The sequence below is a fragment of the Anabaenopsis elenkinii CCIBt3563 genome, assembly GCF_015245355.1.
Taxonomy (GTDB): Bacteria; Cyanobacteriota; Cyanobacteriia; order Cyanobacteriales; family Nostocaceae; genus Anabaenopsis; species Anabaenopsis elenkinii.
In genome coordinates this window covers 3,434,299-3,451,632 of the sequence record NZ_CP063311.1, presented here as the reverse complement: position 1 = coordinate 3,451,632, position 17,334 = coordinate 3,434,299, and the positions used below count along the sequence as shown (strand labels likewise).

Below are 17,334 nucleotides of genomic sequence, written 5' to 3'. Positions count from 1 at the left end.
TCATATTTTTTGTCAATGCGTAAGTCCTATAATCAGTATAACTTTACCTTCAGATTTGCTCCCTTCCAATAGGCGTAGAGCCACCATAATGTGAATTTGGAACAAATTCGTCCGCACTGTCACAATGTTAGTGCTACCATACCAATAGCAAATATTCTGGGCAATATTTTTACACAAAGTACCAATGAGCCGGAAGAAAATTGAACTTTTAGCGATAGATATTGTATTGCTGAAGATAATGGCATTTTGATTAATTTCTTGTCTGTCAACATTAATTTTTGATGCTAGTTTGTGGACAGTATTAAAATGTTGGGTATCAATCGGATTAATCATCACCGCGTTAGGGTGAGAGTTAACCAAGAAATCATTACCAAAAGCCACATCAAATTCCTTGTTTTCTAACTCTGGAATAAAGGGTAAAGGTTGTTTGGGTATGTCTCCAGTCCAGACCCAAATCATGCCATATTTCTCAGCGGTTGGCCAAGTTTTTAACCTCACAGCAATCGGCTGATCTAAACATGGAATATTAACACAGAATCCTTGTTCATCAAACTGCCAATGATGGAAAAAACAGCGCAGTTCGTTACCTTCCACCTTCCCTTGAGCCAGATGAGCCCCCATGTGGGGACAGTAAGCATCAACAATGACTGCTCTTTTATCTTTACCACGGTAAATCGCCAATTCTCTACCCAAAACTGTGACAGGCTTTACCTGTTTGACCCGCAGTTTTTTTGATGGTATCACCCAGTACCATCCCTCAATAAAACGTTCAGGATGATTAAAAATCCTGGGTTTATGGGTTGAAATCAGGTTCTGCTTAACATTCATTTTCTAGTTGCGCTTGAAGTGAAGCGGTTAATCTAGAAATAACATGAGCATCTGGGAAAAACGGTTAATTTCAGTACCGAGAAACATAGTTGCACAAGTAAATTAATCAAGATAAGCCTCTGTTGATATTACATGACAGCTAGTAAATATAATTGTTATTTTCTTATTAATTAAATGTAAAATAATTACTAGATATATACCAGACTCTTGTAGCTACTCCTAAAAGGTGTTATAGTTAGCACGAGAGTGGGTAAAGTCTACCGTGTTAAATCAGGATAAAAAACTGTTTTTAATTGGTCAGGTAACAAGTCTGAGTGGAATTGCCATCAGAACAATTCGCTATTACGAAAGTTTAGGCTTAATCAAATCATCAGCACGCACAGAGGGAGGTTTTCGCCAATTTTCCGTAGACGTGCTTACCCGGTTAGCTTTCATTAAAAGGGCCCAAAGTTTAGGTCTGAGTCTGGAAGAAATTGGCGATATTCTGGCGGTTTATGACCAAGGGGAACCCCCCTGTGGTGAAATTAAGGAAAAGTTAGTAGAAAAACTTGCCCAGATTGATAGCCAAATTGCTCAGTTATTGACTTTACGTGCACAAATTGGGGAATTACTGGCTGGATGGCACCATAAATCAGATCAGCAAGAGGATAAAATCTGCCCAATTATCCAATAACAGCCCGTCGGGTCGATATTTGGGAATTTGTAGATGTACAGGTTAATCTTCACCCAAAAATTCTTGTTCTTCTAGGTAACGAATAGCCAAGCCATCAACCACCTTCACTACTCCTTTAGTATAGCTGGCTGCTTTATGTGCTGCTCTCCAAGCTGCCCAATTGGGAACAAAGCCGGTGAGGGTAACTCTGCCATTTTCCACTACGACATTGACATCTTCAGCTTCAACAAAGGGATTGCGTTCTAAAGCATTCTCAATAGTTCTGGCAATTTCTTCATCTTCTGGTATCTTAGTGGGGACAACAGCTAGTTCATTGATAATATCAATTACTCCGGTAATGGAGTATGCTATGTCTTGTGCCTGAAATTTTTTCCAATAAGCGTCTACTGTCCCCCGTAAAGTTAGTAACCCACCGATAACACTCACATCAATTTTGCTAGCATCAATATCTGGATCCCAACTAAGAGCATTAGCTACATTGGAGGCGATTTCTTCATCTATGGGAACAGGAATTGTACTAGGATACTGAACTTGTAAATGATTAATTACCTCAGATATTCCCGGTATTTCTTTGGTATCTTTTTCTGCTATGCTTTTGGCTCGATAACTAGGTACTGTCCCCCGTAAGGTGACTTTGGTATGATCAACAGTTACACCGACATCTGCCGCATTTACACGGTCGTCCCAATGCAGTTTTTCTATAACTTTAGCTTGGAGTTCTTCATCTATGGCTATAGTCATAATTACATCCGTTTAATTGCTGTTTTCTCATTTGTGCAGCAACCTTAACTGACTCTAATATTAATTAGATTTCCTTTTCCTCTCTCCTGGGAGATGTATTGAAAATTTTGATTGATATACCTGGGTAGGATGGCGAATTTATGGGGATTTGACACTCTGCGGTCTGAAGACACGCAGATTCTTTAAGACTTGCTTAAAACCTGTTTAAAGCGCGATGTCTATTTTCAAAAGGTAGACTCACGTAAAACCAGCCAAATCTGTCCTAATTGTGGAGTTGAGACTGGTAAGAAAGAACTGTCGGAGCGTACTCATGTTTGTTCAAATTGCGGGTATACAACAGATAGAGATATTGCAGCCGCTCAGGTAGTCGCTATACGTGGACTTGCAGCCGTGGGGCACACGGTCAAGATGCTTGCAGTTAGCGGAGCGGCGCGTTAGCGCGGGTAAATTCATTGGAGTCCCCGTGAAGCAAGAATCCCCCGGCTTCTAGCCGTGGGGAGTGTCAATTAATAAGATACAGCTAGGGTTTCGTCATTGACTTTGGTATGTTCACTGACAATTTCTCGCAAGAGTTCACCCTCGATAGTTTCTCGGTCTAACAATAAATCAACTAAATATTCCAAAACTTCGCGGTTATCTTGTAATAGTTGTTTTGCTTGTAGGTAGGAACTGTTGACAATTTCCCGGACTTGAGAATCAATTTTGGCGGCAATTTTTTCAGAATACTCTGATTTACTCATCCAGTCGCGCCCCAAGAACACTTCACTGCTTTGATTTTCTAAGGACAATAATCCTAAATCAGACATCCCAAACCTGGTTACCATTTGTCTGGCCATGGCTGTAACTTGTTGCAAGTCATTACTTGCGCCTGTTGTTACTTCTGGTTGACCGAAAACAATTTCTTCCGCAGCGCGACCCCCCAATGTGGCGGTGATTTTGGCTTTAATTTGGGATCGGGAAATTAGCCCCTGTTCTTCGTTGGGAGTAAACCAAGTGAGTCCTAGTGCTTGACCCCGGGGAATAAGTGTGACTTTTTGCACTGTGTCATGGTCTTTGAGTAATGTACCGATTAAGGCGTGTCCTACTTCATGGTAGGCTATCAGGCGCTTATTTTTGCTATCGACTAAGGGCGTACCTTCCATACCTGCGACCACTCGATCTATCGCATCATCTATTTCTAGAATGCTAATGGCTTGTTTACGTCTTCTGGCGGTGAGAATGGCGGCTTCATTGAGTAAGTTGGCTAAATCTGCACCAGTAAAACCGGGAGTTCGCCGGGCGATCGCATCTAAGGATACACTAGAGTCAATTTTCTTATTGCGGGAGTGGACTTGCAAAATTTCCCCACGTCCTTTGAGGTCTGGCGCGTCAACCATAACTTGTCTGTCAAAGCGTCCTGGTCTGAGCAATGCTGCATCTAGGACATCAGGGCGGTTAGTAGCAGCAATAATAATAATACCTGTGTTGCCTTCAAAACCATCCATTTCCGTCAGCAGTTGGTTGAGAGTTTGTTCCCTCTCGTCGTTACCGCCACCGATACCAGTCCCCCGCTGTCGTCCCACAGCATCGATTTCATCGATAAATATTAAACAGGGGGCGTTTTCTTTAGCTTTTTTAAACAGGTCCCGCACACGGGAAGCACCTACACCCACAAACATCTCCACAAATTCCGACCCGGAAATACTAAAGAAAGGTACACCAGCTTCCCCAGCGATCGCTTTGGCGAGTAAAGTTTTACCAGTACCCGGAGGGCCAACTAATAAAACCCCTTTGGGGATGCGTGCGCCTACAGCGGTAAATCGTTCTGGTTGCTTGAGGAATGTGACAACCTCTTCGAGTTCTTCCTTGGCTTCTTCCACCCCGGCCACATCATCAAACTTGACACCAGTTTTTGCTTCCATTTGAAAGCGGGCCCGAGACTTACCGAAACTCATCGCCTGGTTAGAAGCACTTGCAGAGCGTCGCAGTAATAATAACATTAAAGCCACCAGTGGTAAAATCCACATTAGGTTGATTAATAGCCCCACCGCCAACCTGCTATTGGCAGAGGAAACCTGGGCGAAATCAACCTGTTTTTCTATGAGGACGTTAATTAACTCAGTATTTTGTGTCAACAGCCTCACCCTGATTGGTGGTGCATCGGGAGCTTTTCCCTTGAGATAAACCTTAGCTATCTGTTCGGTTTCGTCCAGCTCTACTTTTTTTACTTCCCCTTGTTTAGACTTATTAATTAACTGACCATAAGTCAGGGATTCGCGCTCGGCTTTTTGCCCCCAGGCGGGAGTACCCATGAAAATACCTGGTAAGATCAATAAACTAGCGACTAAGGCAGCTGTGCGCTGTTTTCTCAATGACTTTTTCCCGAAATTTTCCATAATAATTACCTTTCTCTAGTGGCATTAGCTGCGCCCTGAATTTATGCCTATGTTTTTGGCAAAAATTACTCTAACCAGAAATCATTATTTTATTATCTAGTCTAACTTCTAGACTAAGCTTAACGTAATAATTCCAGTTTCTTAGCCTGGGAATAGCATATTTACCCATAATTCCCCACCCATATCCCACACTTACTCAGATATACTGCTGCTGTGGCATTTGACGAGAAAAATATAAATATGTATTATATAAAATAAACATAATCATAATGACTCCGCCTTTACTATTTGCTGGTGGTGTATTAATATATTGACTTTATGGGTGAATTATGGTAAATATTGTTGGTATTGGTGGTAGTTTAAGACCTGATTCCTACACCCAGAAGGCTTTACAAGTAGCAGCACAACGGGTAGAAGCCTTGGGTGCAGAGGTAGAAGTTTTAGATTTGCGCCAGTTAAATTTACCATTTTGTCATGGGGGGAAAGATTATTCCCAACATCCAGACGTGCAAAGGTTACGTGATACTGTGACTAAGGCTGATGGCTTGATTTTAGCCACACCAGAATATCACGGCGGTCTGAGTGGTGTTTTAAAAAATACTCTAGATTTGATGAGCTTTGATGAACTCTCCGGTAAAGTGACGGGAATGATTAGCGTCTTGGGAGGTCAGGCGAATAGTAATGCACTTAATGACCTACGCTTGATTATCAGAGGGGTACATGGGTGGGTGATACCAGAACAAATTGCTATTGGTAAAGCCTGGGGTGCTTTTAGTCCCGAAGGTAAGCTGTTAGATGAAAAGCTCTCGGAAAGATTTGACCAATTTGCTCAGAGTTTAGTTGATAATACTCGTAAGTTGCGGGGTGTCAATTAGATATCGTCAACACCGAGAGGCTCAGATCCCCGATTTCTTTGAGAAGTCGGGGGTTTTTATATTATTTGGGTTCGTGATTTTCACTGAATTTAAGCAAATATCTAGAAAATTAGCTATTTAATAGCATTTAAATTTAAATAAACTTTTTACTAAATAAATTAAATTTTGTCTCCTTTGAGTCATAATAACAAAATTAGTTGCTATTATACCAATTCTATCGTGATGCAAACTACACTGAACTTAAAAAATAAGGAAAAAGCCGAAGCATTAAAAGAAATTTTAGATCAAGAAGATAATAATTTACCTTGTTTAGTTTGTCACTTGTAATTTTATATAATTTCACAGTTTAACACCAAAATTTTTCTTTAATCTATTAAATCTCAATTGAATATGTATAACTTACCAATTGCTGATAATTTAAATATTTCAGCATTAGCAGGATTATTTGATTCTAGAGCTACTTCTTATAAATATCTTTATTTTTTATCTTTAGTTGAATCTTTTGTTGCAGAATTGAAAGTTAATCAAGCCAATGATTTATTAAATTTAGAAATTCTAACTAATGCTTACGAAAAAACTATCCAACCATTAAGTTCTTTAGCAACTATTCAGGGTTTTAGTGCTAATTGGGTTTACGCTGAGAAATAATGAACCAACATTAGTAATTTGGTTGGCATATACTGAAGAACTTTGTGAACAAGCGGTTGGCGATCGCACTTTTGCGAAACCAACTCCAAAACTTGCTACAATCACAAATACCTGATTTAGTAATTAACGGAGACCTCAACAACCGTTTATCAGGTAACTTACATATTTCTATCCCGAATATTCCTAATAGTGCGATTATTGCGAGAGTTAGCCATCAATTAGCCATTTCTACAGGTGCGGCTTGTTCATCAGGTGTTGTTGCACCATCTCACGTTTTACAAGCGATGAATTTTGCTCAAAATCTGATTGAAGGAGCGTTAAGAATTGGTATTGGTAAATTTACCACCAAAGCCGAAATAGAAAAAACATCCTCTCTGATTATCAACGCAGTCAATAAAATTCAGCAACTTCTTTAAACTCTCTCTCAGAGGTTGTTTGGAAAGTATTAAACAGGTAATTTTTATCTTAGGGAACGGGGAACACCGGAACAGGGAACAGGGAATGAGGAATGAGGAATGAGGAATGAGGAATGGGTAACACACCGAACACACCAAAACAATAAAATCCAGTCCCCTCCCCTTACAAGGGGAGGGTTAGGGTGGGGTCAAACAATAGTTGATACACTAATCATGACTTATCAAACATCCTCTAAATTATTGCCGTGAAAGTCTTCATGTAATTTTAACTCCAAACCTCAGTTAAATCCAACACAAATCCAGGTAAAACATCTTCCCCTGATAAACTAACAGGATGATCTAAAACTTCCACATTTCTACCACGACGATAAATTTCCACTCGTTGATTTTTGCGGTCAATCAACCAACCCAAACCAGCACCATTTTCTATATATTCTCTCATCTTTGCTTGCAACTTTTCTAGAGAGTCAGTTTTATAGCAACCGCCAAGGAGGTTAGGACGCAAAAAGCAAGACATCCTCAATGGCATCTCGTAAAGAATCAAACCGCTCAAGTTTTTTGCGGATTCGACTTTTTAACCAAGACCAACATTTTTCAATCTGATTCAGGTCTGGAGAATAAGGTGGTAGGTACAGCACTTCACACCCTGCGTACTGAATCAGTTGTTGAATGCGCCCACCTTTATGAAATGTGGCATTATCCATCACCACAACCTGTCCTGGTTTGAGTGTGGGAAGCAAACAAGCTTCAAGCCAAGTCTCAAATACTATTCGATTACACGCACCCTCAACAGTGAAAGGAGCTATCAGCTTATGGTTACACAGCGCGGCAATTATGTTCACCCGACCTTCACGACGACCTGATTTAAGTGCATGGAAGCGCTGTCCTTTTGAGTTCCAACCGTAATCATACTGGTCTCGGTTGTCCATTCCTGACTCATCGAGGTATACAATCTTCTCCACAGGTAACTCAGACAACTGCGTTACGAAAGCCTGTCGTTTGACCTCATCGCGCTCACGGTAGCCATAAGTCTTTTTTTTCGCGTAAAACCAATTTTTTTCAAAGCTCTTGAGATTGTGCGATCGCTAATTTCTTCAGGCCAAAGTGAGGCCATCTCTACTTGGGTTTTATCGCCATGTACGGAAGCAAACTCACGAAATTTTTCCCAATCGGTAATTTTGTGACCATTCCCAGGACGCTGATTAGGCAAGGCTTGGAAGTCCCCCGTTTCGGTTTTTCGCTTCAACCATAGGGTGATGGTGTTGCGACTAATATTAAACATTTGACTGGCTTGAGTTTTCTTCAAGCCATCGAGTTCAATCGCTTGGATTACTTTTTGACGAAGGTCGTAACTGTACGGCTTGGGCATATACCTGTAGCAAGCGATCGCTTCACATGAAAAGGGACTACTTATAGTTTATGCTTAAATTACCTTGGCGGTTGCTATACCTTCAGAATAACAACGAAACTTGAGCTATGGGTTCAGATTCACTATCTGCAAGTAATTGGCTATGCAAACCTTAGCGATTGGAGTCCATTGTTACCAACCGCTAACCCTGGTGAGGTGATGAGTATTTTAATTCGTCAGATTTTAATGGCATAAACCATTATTCTGGCAATTATCCGGAAATCCAGTTCCCCTCCTCCCTTGCACAGGAGGGGGGGATTAAGTTTCCCAGTCTAATGATGATGATGATGATGGTGACTTCCCGCCAACTGGGGATTAACCGCCATAGCTTCCTCATTCATTAACTCAGCAATATGATCATTCGCCCATTCCGCCGCCATTGCCAAAAACTCTGGATTATCGTTAACACAAGCCATCTGGATATAATTTACATTAGGATGCCTTTTCTCCAAAGCGTGAATAATGTGATGTACATCTAAGAGAGTCTCATGGTTTTCTGTAGCAAAACCAATAGGCATAAATATAACTGCTTTTGCGCCCAATTGAATCAAATTACTAGCAGCTTGCTGTGCATTGGGTAAAGTCCATTCAATTAAAGGCGTGTCGTGGTTTAGCCAACCCACGGAAATTAAAGGATAACGGTTAATTAACTTATCCCGGACTAAATCATATAGGGCTTGACTTTCAGTGATTCCCGAAGTGAAACCTTTAGCCTTGTGGGGACAGCCATGATTCATTAATACTATACCAATTTGAGAAGGTAAATAAGCTGTACCCAAGTCAGAGGAAATCTTTTCCTCAACTAGTTTAGCCATCAAATCAATATAGTCTGGTTGATTATAAAACGAGGGTATGTAGCGTAGTCCTTTGACCCAATGTTCTTCCCCCTGAGAAATACTCGCCAAAGCATTGTTAACTTGCTCAACTGCAATACCACTAGTAAAGATGGAATCAACAACTAATAAAGGGTAAATGAGGACTTTCTCAAAACCTTGATTGTGAATTTCTGCTAAAACTTGGTCAGGTAAGAAGGGGGCGCAAAAGTTAAAAGCCTTGAAGACTTGGATACTATTTCCCCACTTGGCCTGCAAATTCTTTTCAATTCCAGCCCGCTGCTGTTCAAAGATGGCATTGTGTGGGGAAATAAAATCATGGTGAGTGTGTCCCCACTCGTGGCGGTCAAATAAGGCCAATAGCTTTGCTAAGGGCGGATAAATCCAGGTTGGTACTGGTGCGAATTTTGCAGTTAGTAGATTTAAGGCTTGTTCGTTATAGTTAGCAAAATCTTCATAGCTTTCTACTTCACCGTAGCCCATGAGTAAGACAGCTACCCGGTCTTTTGTTGGTAATTCCTCGTGAGTGTGTTGCTGTTTTTCTGGTGTGGCCACCATAATCAGTTCCTCAATATAAATCTATATAAACCCGATGTGAGAGGTATTCCGTTAGGGAATAACTCTATTGATCTGCTAATTAGTAGTTTATTATCCCATCCAGGGGGATAGGTTCATCATGGAGTTAACAATAATATATCAAAAGGCATATAAGGATGATTACTTCTTACTGAGTAGTAAAAAATATTTGCTTGATCAAGCTGGATTGCACATAAGAATTTAGTTTAGAGGGGTGTTTTCAGATATCATCAAGGTAACATCAACTAAGTGAGTAAATTTATATGAGCAATCACCTACTTACTATCACTAAAAAAATAGTGTAATAAAGCACAAAACAGCTATAAGACTGAAGAAAAATGAGTATAATTATTTGCCCTGGAATCCATGACCCAGGATTAACAGAAAAGTTTACATCAGAATGCTTTTTTTCAACATCTGATGAGTGCAAACCACAAAACAGGGGTAAAATCCTGGTTTTTCCCGGTGATGGTTTATTAGCTTTATCATCAGTTCATATTCTGCAATTTTTAGGCGATCGCTTGCAGAATGACGTAAAATCACCAGTAATATTCATGAGTTTTAGTGCGGGTGTGGTAGGAGCCATAGGGGCGGCCTGGTCGTGGCAATTGTTAGGTGGTAATATCAAAGCCTTTATTGCTATAGATGGATGGGGAGTGCCACTATGGGGTAACTTTCCCATACATCGCATGAGTCATGATTATTTTACCCATTGGACTTCTTTATTATCAGGTGGTGGAGATGATAACTTTTACGCAGATCCCGCAGTAGACCATTTATCGATGTGGCGCGCCCCCCAAACCGTAAAGGGTTGGCGGATAGATTCATCTGTAAACGTCTGTCAAGCTCCAATTCCCCTGACTGCAAGGGAATTTTTACATTTACTCATCAAACAATATGAACAATAGAATCAATCAACATAAGTGAAAACTAAACAACTCAAAATTGAAACTTCCCAAATAATAAATATTTACACCAACAAATGAGGAGAAGCAGAGAAAATATAGCTTATTGACTAATCCGAGTTACAGTCTTAAATTCCCGGTATGTATCATGTTTCCCACTGAACCAGCTGCTGTCAATAACGGATTTAGCGCCCTGCTAAAAAATCGTGGTTTTATGCTCCTGTGGATTGGGCAGATATTCTCCCAGCTGGGAGATAAAATATTTTTTGTGTTAATGGTGGCGCTCCTGGAGAATTACCAAGCACCCGCTAGGTTAGCCCAAAACTCTATGTACTCAATTTTGATGCTAGCCTTTACATTACCAGCGATTTTATTCGGTTCCGCAGGTGGTATTTTCGTTGACCGCTTCTCTAAAAAGTTGGTTTTAACCGTCTCTAACTATATTCAAACTGTATTAATGCTATTGATTGCATTTTTACCGAGAGACTTTTTCATGTTATTGGTGCTGACTTTTGGTATTTCCACCTTAGCCCAATTTTTCACTCCGGCTCAACAAGCTGCTATCCCAGTTTTAGTGCGACGAGAGAATTTTATGGCGGCCAATGCAGTCTACAGCAGCACCATGATGGGATCTTTAATTGTGGGTTTTGCCATTGGAGAGCCAATATTAAGTTTAGCCAAAGATTGGTTAGGAGCCAACTATGGTCAAGAAATTGTCGTCGGTGGACTATACCTATTATCAGGATTAGCCGTACAGCTAATTAACTTCGGAACAGAAAACAGATTATCGGGTAATGAAAGCCACAGTATAATTAATCCTTGGGTTGACTTCAAAGCAGGTTTAGGCTATCTCACAAAAAATCCTTTAATATTAAACGCCATGCTGCAACTCACCACTTTATATTGTGTCTTTGCCGCATTAATGGTGTTAACTATTAGATTAGCCGCCGACTTTGGTTTAAAGGATAAACAATTTGGCTTTTTCTTAGCCGCTGCGGGTGTAGGTATGGTATTTGGTGCAGCAATTTTGGGTCATTGGGGTGATAAATTGCATCACAAACCCTTACCCCTAATGGGATTTTTAATCATGTCCCTGGTCTTAGGGGTGTTTACTTTCACCCATAATTTAATTCTCGCCTTAGGACTAAGTGGTTTTTTGGGTGTAGGTGCTGCATTAATTGGCGTACCGATGCAAACCTTAATTCAACAGCGCACACCACCTACCATGCACGGAAAAGTATTTGGCTTTCAAAATCATATCGTTAATATTGCCTTATCTGCACCCCTGGCAATTACCGGACCTTTAACAGATATGCTCGGCTTAAGAATTGTTTTGGTGGCAATGAGTATTATAGTTGCAGGTGTTGGTATTTGGGCATGGAACAACACCCGCGGAGTGCTACAAGATGTAATTTAGTTATTACCTAACCAGGACTGCAAATCTAACAAACTGGTAAAGTCTAGTAAAGCCTCACCGAGATTTTCTAATTCTTCCAATGATAAATTTGCTAATTGTGCGCCTATATCTGGGGGTAATTCTCCCACCCTGCGTGTAAGTAGACGTATAACTAAACGTCGTTCCCCTATTTGTTCCCCTTGCAGTTTCCCTTCCTGTTTCCCTTCTTCGAGAATTTCTTGGTAAATTACTGACTCCCGCATCATACCCTCCCGAAATAGTCTTCTAATTAAATCCTTCTTAAATTTTAACCCGGCTAAAATTTGGGTGTAAGCAGAAATTTCAGGACGCTGCGTTGTCTCCAGGGCGTTAATCCGTAAGACAATTTCCGTCAGCAAGGTTTGGGGTTGGGTGGTCGCTGTTAATGGTGCTAGTGGTAACAATGCTGGGTCTTGGAGAAAGATTTCTGGGTTTTCTTCCCACATCCGAATTAGACGATATTCATGACGGGTAGTTTCCACGTTAAAGGCTGTAGTAATTTCGCCCTCATCTTGGGGAGGAAGCAGTAATACTACCACTTGTGTCACTGGTAAACGATACAAGCGATACAACCTTACCCAATAGTCTAACATTCGCAGTGGTAGGGGTGGTGTGGATTCTAATTTCGTTTGAAATTCTAAATGTAAAATCCTGCCTTGCAGTTGTAAAAAGGTGACATAATCGGCGCGGATGGGTTCTATGCTTAATTCGGTTTTGAGAACTTTGACATCCCCTTGCGGTGTCCCTAATACCCAACTGGCGAACCTTTGGGGGTGTTTTTCTGATAGTAGCTTGCAGAGATTGTCAAAGGACATGGATCAATGCCTATAATATTTTTAGTTAAAAGTGGTGTTCCCCGGTGGCTAAATGTCAGGAATTCTTGCTATATGTCAAACTTTATATTTTTCCAGACAGTTTAAATTCAAGTTTTACATTAAAATGGAATACTAGATACAGAATTTACGCGTTAACTTAGCTATCGTCTGAGGTTTGACCGTGACCGTGCGCTTGCCATCCTTAACTAGTCTCCCACAAACAGAAAATCACAATCATCAGTCTGGTCAATCACCAGTCGTCGCGCCCAAGCGTGCAACTGGTGGTTTTGCGTTGCTTGACAGTCTGTTGCGCCATGAAGTTGAATATATTTTTGGTTATCCTGGTGGGGCAATCCTGCCAATTTATGATGACCTGTACAAAGTAGAATCCAGTGGTGCTATTAAGCACATTTTAGTACGCCATGAACAAGGTGCAACCCACGCTGCCGATGGTTATGCCCGTGCTACTGGTAAGGTAGGAGTATGCTTTGGCACTTCTGGACCCGGTGCAACGAATTTAGTCACGGGCATTGCTACAGCCTATATGGACTCGATTCCCATGATTATAGTTACAGGACAAGTGCCACGGGCTGCTATTGGTACGGATGCATTTCAAGAGACCGATATTTACGGGATTACCCTACCAATAGTCAAACACTCCTACGTGGTGCGTGACCCTAAAGATATGGCGCGCATTGTGGCTGAAGCTTTCCACATTGCTAGCACTGGACGACCAGGGCCGGTTTTGATTGATGTACCTAAAGATGTGGCTTTAGAAGAATGCGACTATGTACCCGTAGAACCGGGAAGTGTGAAATTACGGGGCTATCGTCCTACGGTTAAGGGGAATCCTAGACAAATAAACGCCGCAATTCAGTTGATTCGTAAGAGTCACCGCCCTTTATTATATGTGGGTGGTGGGGCGATCGCATCTAACGCACACGCAGAAGTTAAGGAATTAGCCGAACTATTTAATATCCCGGTGACTACAACCTTAATGGGGATCGGTGCATTTGATGAACATCATCCCCTGTCTGTAGGGATGTTGGGAATGCATGGTACAGCTTATGCTAACTTTGCGGTGACAGATTGTGACTTGTTAATCTGCGTTGGGGCTAGATTTGACGACCGTGTTACAGGTAAGTTGGATGAATTCGCTTCCCATGCGAAAGTAATTCACATCGACATCGACCCGGCAGAAGTAGGTAAAAATAGAGTTCCTGATGTGCCAATTGTAGGGGATGTGCGCCATGTGTTGGTAGACCTGTTGCGTCGCTGTCAGGAAGGGGGAATCAAGCACATACCACATAAAAACCAAGAATGGTTAAATTTAATTAACCGTTGGCGACAAGACTACCCCTTACAAGTACCTCAGCATCCCGATAGTATTTCCCCCCAAGAGGTAATTGTAGAAATTGGTAGCCAAGCCCCCAACGCTTTTTACACTACAGATGTAGGCCAACATCAAATGTGGGCGGCGCAATTCCTGAAAAATGGACCCAGACGCTGGATTTCTAGCGCGGGTTTGGGAACCATGGGTTTTGGAGTCCCGGCGGCTATGGGTGCAAAGGTCGCATTCCCAGATGAAGAAGTTATCTGTATTAGTGGTGATGCTAGTTTCCAGATGTGTTTGCAAGAACTGGGGACTTTAGCACAGTATGGGATTAATGTCAAGACCGTAATTTTAAATAACGGTTGGCAGGGAATGGTGCGCCAGTGGCAACAAGCCTTTTATGGTGAGCGCTACTCATGCTCTAATATGGAAGTAGGAATGCCGGATATTGAGTATTTGACCAAAGCCTATGGGATTAAAGGCATGGTAATTCGCAGTCGTGATCAATTAAAAGATGCGATCGCGGAAATGCTGGCACATAATGGACCAGTCGTGGTTGATGTCCGAGTGACCAAAGACGAAAACTGCTACCCCATGGTAGCCCCTGGGAAAAGCAACGCTCAAATGATTGGTTTGCCCATGCAACCACCCAAAGCCGGAGTAGAACCAATGACTTGTAACAATTGCGGGACAACAAATCACCCCGCTCATAAGTTCTGCTCTGAATGTGGAACCAAATTATAAGGAGCGGAACTGCACTACGGAGGTTTGACCATCCACATACCCTATATTAGGGGAAAGGGAAAATTAACAGTATTTATACGCAGAGGAACCAATCCTCTGCTTTTTTGTCACAGAAACTTAAGAATTACAAATTACATTCATGTCTAAAAAAATTACCATTGGCTTGCTGCTGTTATTTCTGAGTAGCCAAATTGCCATCACCCCCCAAACAGCCACAGCACAGATACAAACATCAACCACGCCCACCAAAAAAACAATTTGTCCCGCCCAACTCAACTCAGAGGTAGAAACCATAACCAACAGGCCTGAGTTTAGCCGGGTGCGGTGGGGAATTATCGTCAAAAATCTGGCTGATCAACAAACACTTTATGAGCGAGATGGTGAGAAATACTTTACCCCAGCCTCCAACACCAAATTACTGATAACAGCCGCAGCACTACAAGAATTGGGTGCTAATTTTCGTATTCGTACCTCCGTTTATCAAGATGGGGAGGGTGTTTTGCGTGTCTTCGGTAGGGGAGACCCCAGTTTAAAGATTCCCCAGTTGCAAAAATTAGCCCAGCAGTTACACCAGCAGGGTATTAGTCAAGTCAACCAGTTGATTGCTGATGATAGTTATTTTCAAGGGGATATTGTCAATCCCAGTTGGGAATGGGAGGACTTAGCAGCTGACTATGGCGCACCAGTCAGCAGTTTAATTCTGAATCAAAATGCTTCTGTATTTCAAGTTTGGCCCCAAACCATCGGTAAACCATTACAACTGAAGTGGAATGAACCAGCGGATGCATTTGTGTGGCGAGTAGAAAATAATTCTGTGACTACTCAAAAAAATGAATCGGGATTTCTCAGAGTTAGCCGCAGCTTACACGGTCCAGTATTGCACATTCAAGGACAGATGGCTGTAAATTCCACCCCTAACATGAGGGCGATCGCAGTTTTTAATCCCGTTGAGCATTTCCTGCGTCACTTCCGCCAGACTTTGGTTAAGGAAGGAATTTCCGTACAAGATATATCTCACGGTACTGGTAGTCAAAACCAAAGGGAACTAGCAGCAGTGGAGTCTCCCCCCTTGTCTGAGCTATTAATAGAGACAAATGTCAATAGTAATAATTTGTATGCTGAAGCCTTACTCAGGGCTTTAGCAATTAAACAACCAGGAGAACATCATCAAACTACAGCTGATGTCGGTTTAGCAGTGGTCAAGAATAGTTTAACTCAGTTAGGAGTAGACCCTAGTAGTTACATATTAGTAGATGGTTCTGGATTATCACGCAAAAACTTAATTAGTCCCCAAGCCTTGGTACAGACTTTACACGCTATAGCCCAATCAGCACAAGCAGAAATTTTTCGCGATTCCCTACCCGTAGCGGGGGTAAGCGGTACTTTAAGAAATCGCCTGCGGGACACTCCCGCCGTGGGAATTGTCCAGGCAAAAACAGGTACAATGACTGGGGTGGTGTCCCTATCAGGATATGTGAATAGTCCTAATTATCAGCCTTTGGCTTTTAGTATCATTGTCAATCATTATGAACAACCGGCTAGAGTTGTGCGCCAATCAGTAGATGAAATTGTCCTTTTATTAACACAGTTACAGCCTTGTTAAGTGCAATTTAACAGTTGCAGCCTTTGGTGTAATATTTTCTGAATTACTTGTTGCACTGCTTCTGGAGTTAAACTACCATCTACCCGGACAATTTCAGAGGGATAGAGTGCGGCTAAATCTGCGTATCCTTGCTGAACACGCCGATGAAACGCTATTGTTTCTTGCTCAATGCGGTCTAATCCCCCTGTTGCTGCTTGTTTACGAGCTAGTCCTACCTCCACATCAACATCTAGCCAAATGGTTAAGTCACTTACTAAACCATCTGTGGCAATATGGTTGAGTTGATTAATTAAGTTGATGTTCAAACCCCGACCATAACCCTGGTAGGCAGTGGTAGAGTGGGTGTAGCGATCGCACAGTATATATTTTCCTGCAGCTAGATGTGGTTTAAGTTCTTGTGCCACGTGTTGGGAGCGATCGGCAGCATATAATAATAATTCAGTTACCTGAGAAATGGGTAGATTTTCTGGGTTGTTTAGTAAAATCCGGCGCAAATCTAGGCCTAACTCAGTTCCCCCCGGTTCACGAGTCACGACTATGGGAATACCCAGACTCTCCAACCATTGGGCGCAAAGCTGCATCTGGCTAGTTTTGCCGCACCCTTCTACTCCTTCAAATATAATTAATTTACCAGTCATGGTTTTTATATCAGTTGAAAATATTTGGAGACCAAGGCTAACTGACAAGGGACCAGGAAAGTTTTGCCTAATTTTTTACACACAAAAAGGCAACTGCTAGCAGTTGCCTCTTTGTCAAAGTTAATACCATTCGACTTGTTTGATACCTAACTAAAAGACTGCAATGCTACTGTAAGTCGAGCATTTCCAGGATTACTTGGAACAAACATTGAGCGAATTGGTACCACTCCTTGCACTATATTAATAGTAACCCTTCTGGGATAAAATGCAACATTTTCTTGATAAAACTTTGTTAACCTGATCACCCACACCCCGATCAATCAGAAGTGTGGTAAAGGGTATAACTGAGGCTACCCGCCCCATAGAGCATTAGATACAGCAGATTTCATATAAGTGAGGTACAGTAGGGCGGGCCAGATGCCCACCCCACAAGATTTATGATACTAAGGTGTGTACTTGATTTACAGCAAAAACTGCTGTATCTAGAA

16 protein-coding genes and 1 pseudogene are annotated in these 17,334 nt (G+C 41.7%); 9 read left to right on the top strand and 8 right to left on the bottom strand.

Going from position 1 to position 17,334, the window contains the following annotated elements:
- Positions 1–12 precede the first annotated feature (12 nt).
- A complete protein-coding gene (locus IM676_RS15025; protein WP_200987636.1) occupies positions 13–828 on the bottom strand; it encodes an aromatic ring-hydroxylating dioxygenase subunit alpha in 816 nt (271 codons plus the stop codon).
- 262 nt (positions 829–1,090) lie between these two features.
- Here IM676_RS15025 and IM676_RS15020 point away from each other — a divergent pair, with 262 nt between their 5' ends.
- On the top strand, positions 1,091–1,501 hold the full coding sequence (locus IM676_RS15020) for a heavy metal-responsive transcriptional regulator (RefSeq protein WP_200987635.1): 411 nt from the start codon (positions 1,091–1,093) through the stop codon (positions 1,499–1,501).
- A 42-nt stretch (positions 1,502–1,543) separates the two neighbouring features.
- Here IM676_RS15020 and IM676_RS15015 read toward each other — a convergent pair whose 3' ends face one another.
- Positions 1,544–2,242 carry a BON domain-containing protein gene (locus IM676_RS15015; RefSeq protein ID WP_200987634.1) on the bottom strand — a complete coding sequence of 233 codons (699 nt, stop codon included), beginning with the start codon at positions 2,240–2,242 and terminating at the stop codon, positions 1,544–1,546.
- 189 nt (positions 2,243–2,431) lie between these two features.
- Between IM676_RS15015 and IM676_RS15010 the strand changes: the two genes are divergently transcribed.
- Entirely contained in the window at positions 2,432–2,680 is a 249-nt protein-coding gene (locus tag IM676_RS15010; RefSeq protein WP_225880379.1) for a zinc ribbon domain-containing protein, read from the top strand.
- A gap of 68 nt (positions 2,681–2,748) precedes the next feature.
- Here IM676_RS15010 and ftsH read toward each other — a convergent pair whose 3' ends face one another.
- A complete protein-coding gene (gene ftsH, locus IM676_RS15005) occupies positions 2,749–4,617 on the bottom strand; it encodes an ATP-dependent zinc metalloprotease FtsH (protein ID WP_200987633.1) in 1,869 nt (622 codons plus the stop codon).
- Between the two features lie 329 nt (positions 4,618–4,946).
- Between ftsH and IM676_RS15000 the strand changes: the two genes are divergently transcribed.
- The 3 genes from IM676_RS15000 (at position 4,947) to IM676_RS14990 (ending at position 6,556) form a co-directional block, all read left to right on the top strand.
- The gene (locus IM676_RS15000; RefSeq protein WP_200987632.1) at positions 4,947–5,492 is read left to right on the top strand and encodes an NADPH-dependent FMN reductase; all 546 of its coding nucleotides are present in this window, start codon (positions 4,947–4,949) and stop codon (positions 5,490–5,492) included.
- Between the two features lie 390 nt (positions 5,493–5,882).
- Entirely contained in the window at positions 5,883–6,140 is a 258-nt protein-coding gene (locus tag IM676_RS14995) for a hypothetical protein (RefSeq protein ID WP_200990300.1), read from the top strand.
- Positions 6,141–6,184: 44 nt separating this feature from the next.
- A complete protein-coding gene (locus IM676_RS14990; protein ID WP_225880378.1) occupies positions 6,185–6,556 on the top strand; it encodes a hypothetical protein in 372 nt (123 codons plus the stop codon).
- Between the two features lie 265 nt (positions 6,557–6,821).
- Here the strand turns inward: IM676_RS14990 and IM676_RS14985 are convergent.
- The 3 genes and pseudogenes from IM676_RS14985 to IM676_RS14975 all read right to left on the bottom strand — a co-directional run.
- Positions 6,822–7,031: pseudogene (locus IM676_RS14985) on the bottom strand (Uma2 family endonuclease); the annotation flags it as partial.
- Between the two features lie 19 nt (positions 7,032–7,050).
- Positions 7,051–7,925, bottom strand: a protein-coding gene (locus IM676_RS14980; RefSeq protein WP_200986959.1) for an IS630 family transposase whose coding sequence is annotated in 2 segments (ribosomal slippage) — positions 7,051–7,593 and positions 7,596–7,925 — 873 coding nt in all. Because the reading frame shifts where the segments join, the coding sequence is not laid out codon by codon here.
- Positions 7,926–8,236: 311 nt separating this feature from the next.
- The gene (locus tag IM676_RS14975; RefSeq protein WP_200987630.1) at positions 8,237–9,355 is read right to left on the bottom strand and encodes a ferrochelatase; all 1,119 of its coding nucleotides are present in this window, start codon (positions 9,353–9,355) and stop codon (positions 8,237–8,239) included.
- Positions 9,356–9,711: 356 nt separating this feature from the next.
- Between IM676_RS14975 and IM676_RS14970 the strand changes: the two genes are divergently transcribed.
- Both IM676_RS14970 and IM676_RS14965 read left to right on the top strand, forming a co-directional pair.
- On the top strand, positions 9,712–10,281 hold the full coding sequence (locus IM676_RS14970; RefSeq protein ID WP_200987629.1) for a hypothetical protein: 570 nt from the start codon (positions 9,712–9,714) through the stop codon (positions 10,279–10,281).
- Positions 10,282–10,426: 145 nt separating this feature from the next.
- Positions 10,427–11,695, top strand: a complete 1,269-nt coding sequence (locus IM676_RS14965; RefSeq protein WP_200987628.1) for an MFS transporter — start codon at positions 10,427–10,429, stop codon at positions 11,693–11,695.
- On the opposite strand, the gene IM676_RS14960 is transcribed toward IM676_RS14965, so the two are convergent.
- Positions 11,692–12,528, bottom strand: a complete 837-nt coding sequence (locus tag IM676_RS14960; RefSeq protein ID WP_200987627.1) for a DUF4351 domain-containing protein — start codon at positions 12,526–12,528, stop codon at positions 11,692–11,694. The two genes, IM676_RS14965 and IM676_RS14960, sit on opposite strands and share 4 nt — an antisense overlap.
- A 181-nt stretch (positions 12,529–12,709) precedes the next feature.
- On the opposite strand from IM676_RS14960, the gene ilvB reads away from it, so the two are divergent.
- On the top strand, positions 12,710–14,605 hold the full coding sequence (ilvB, locus tag IM676_RS14955; protein WP_200987626.1) for a biosynthetic-type acetolactate synthase large subunit: 1,896 nt from the start codon (positions 12,710–12,712) through the stop codon (positions 14,603–14,605).
- Positions 14,606–14,744: 139 nt separating this feature from the next.
- Positions 14,745–16,208 carry a D-alanyl-D-alanine carboxypeptidase/D-alanyl-D-alanine endopeptidase gene (gene dacB, locus IM676_RS14950; protein ID WP_200987625.1) on the top strand — a complete coding sequence of 488 codons (1,464 nt, stop codon included), beginning with the start codon at positions 14,745–14,747 and terminating at the stop codon, positions 16,206–16,208.
- On the opposite strand, the gene tmk is transcribed toward dacB, so the two are convergent.
- Complete coding sequence (tmk, locus tag IM676_RS14945; protein ID WP_200987624.1) at positions 16,205–16,846, bottom strand: dTMP kinase; 642 nt, start codon at positions 16,844–16,846, stop codon at positions 16,205–16,207. The two genes, dacB and tmk, sit on opposite strands and share 4 nt — an antisense overlap.
- Positions 16,847–17,334: the final 488 nt, after the last annotated feature.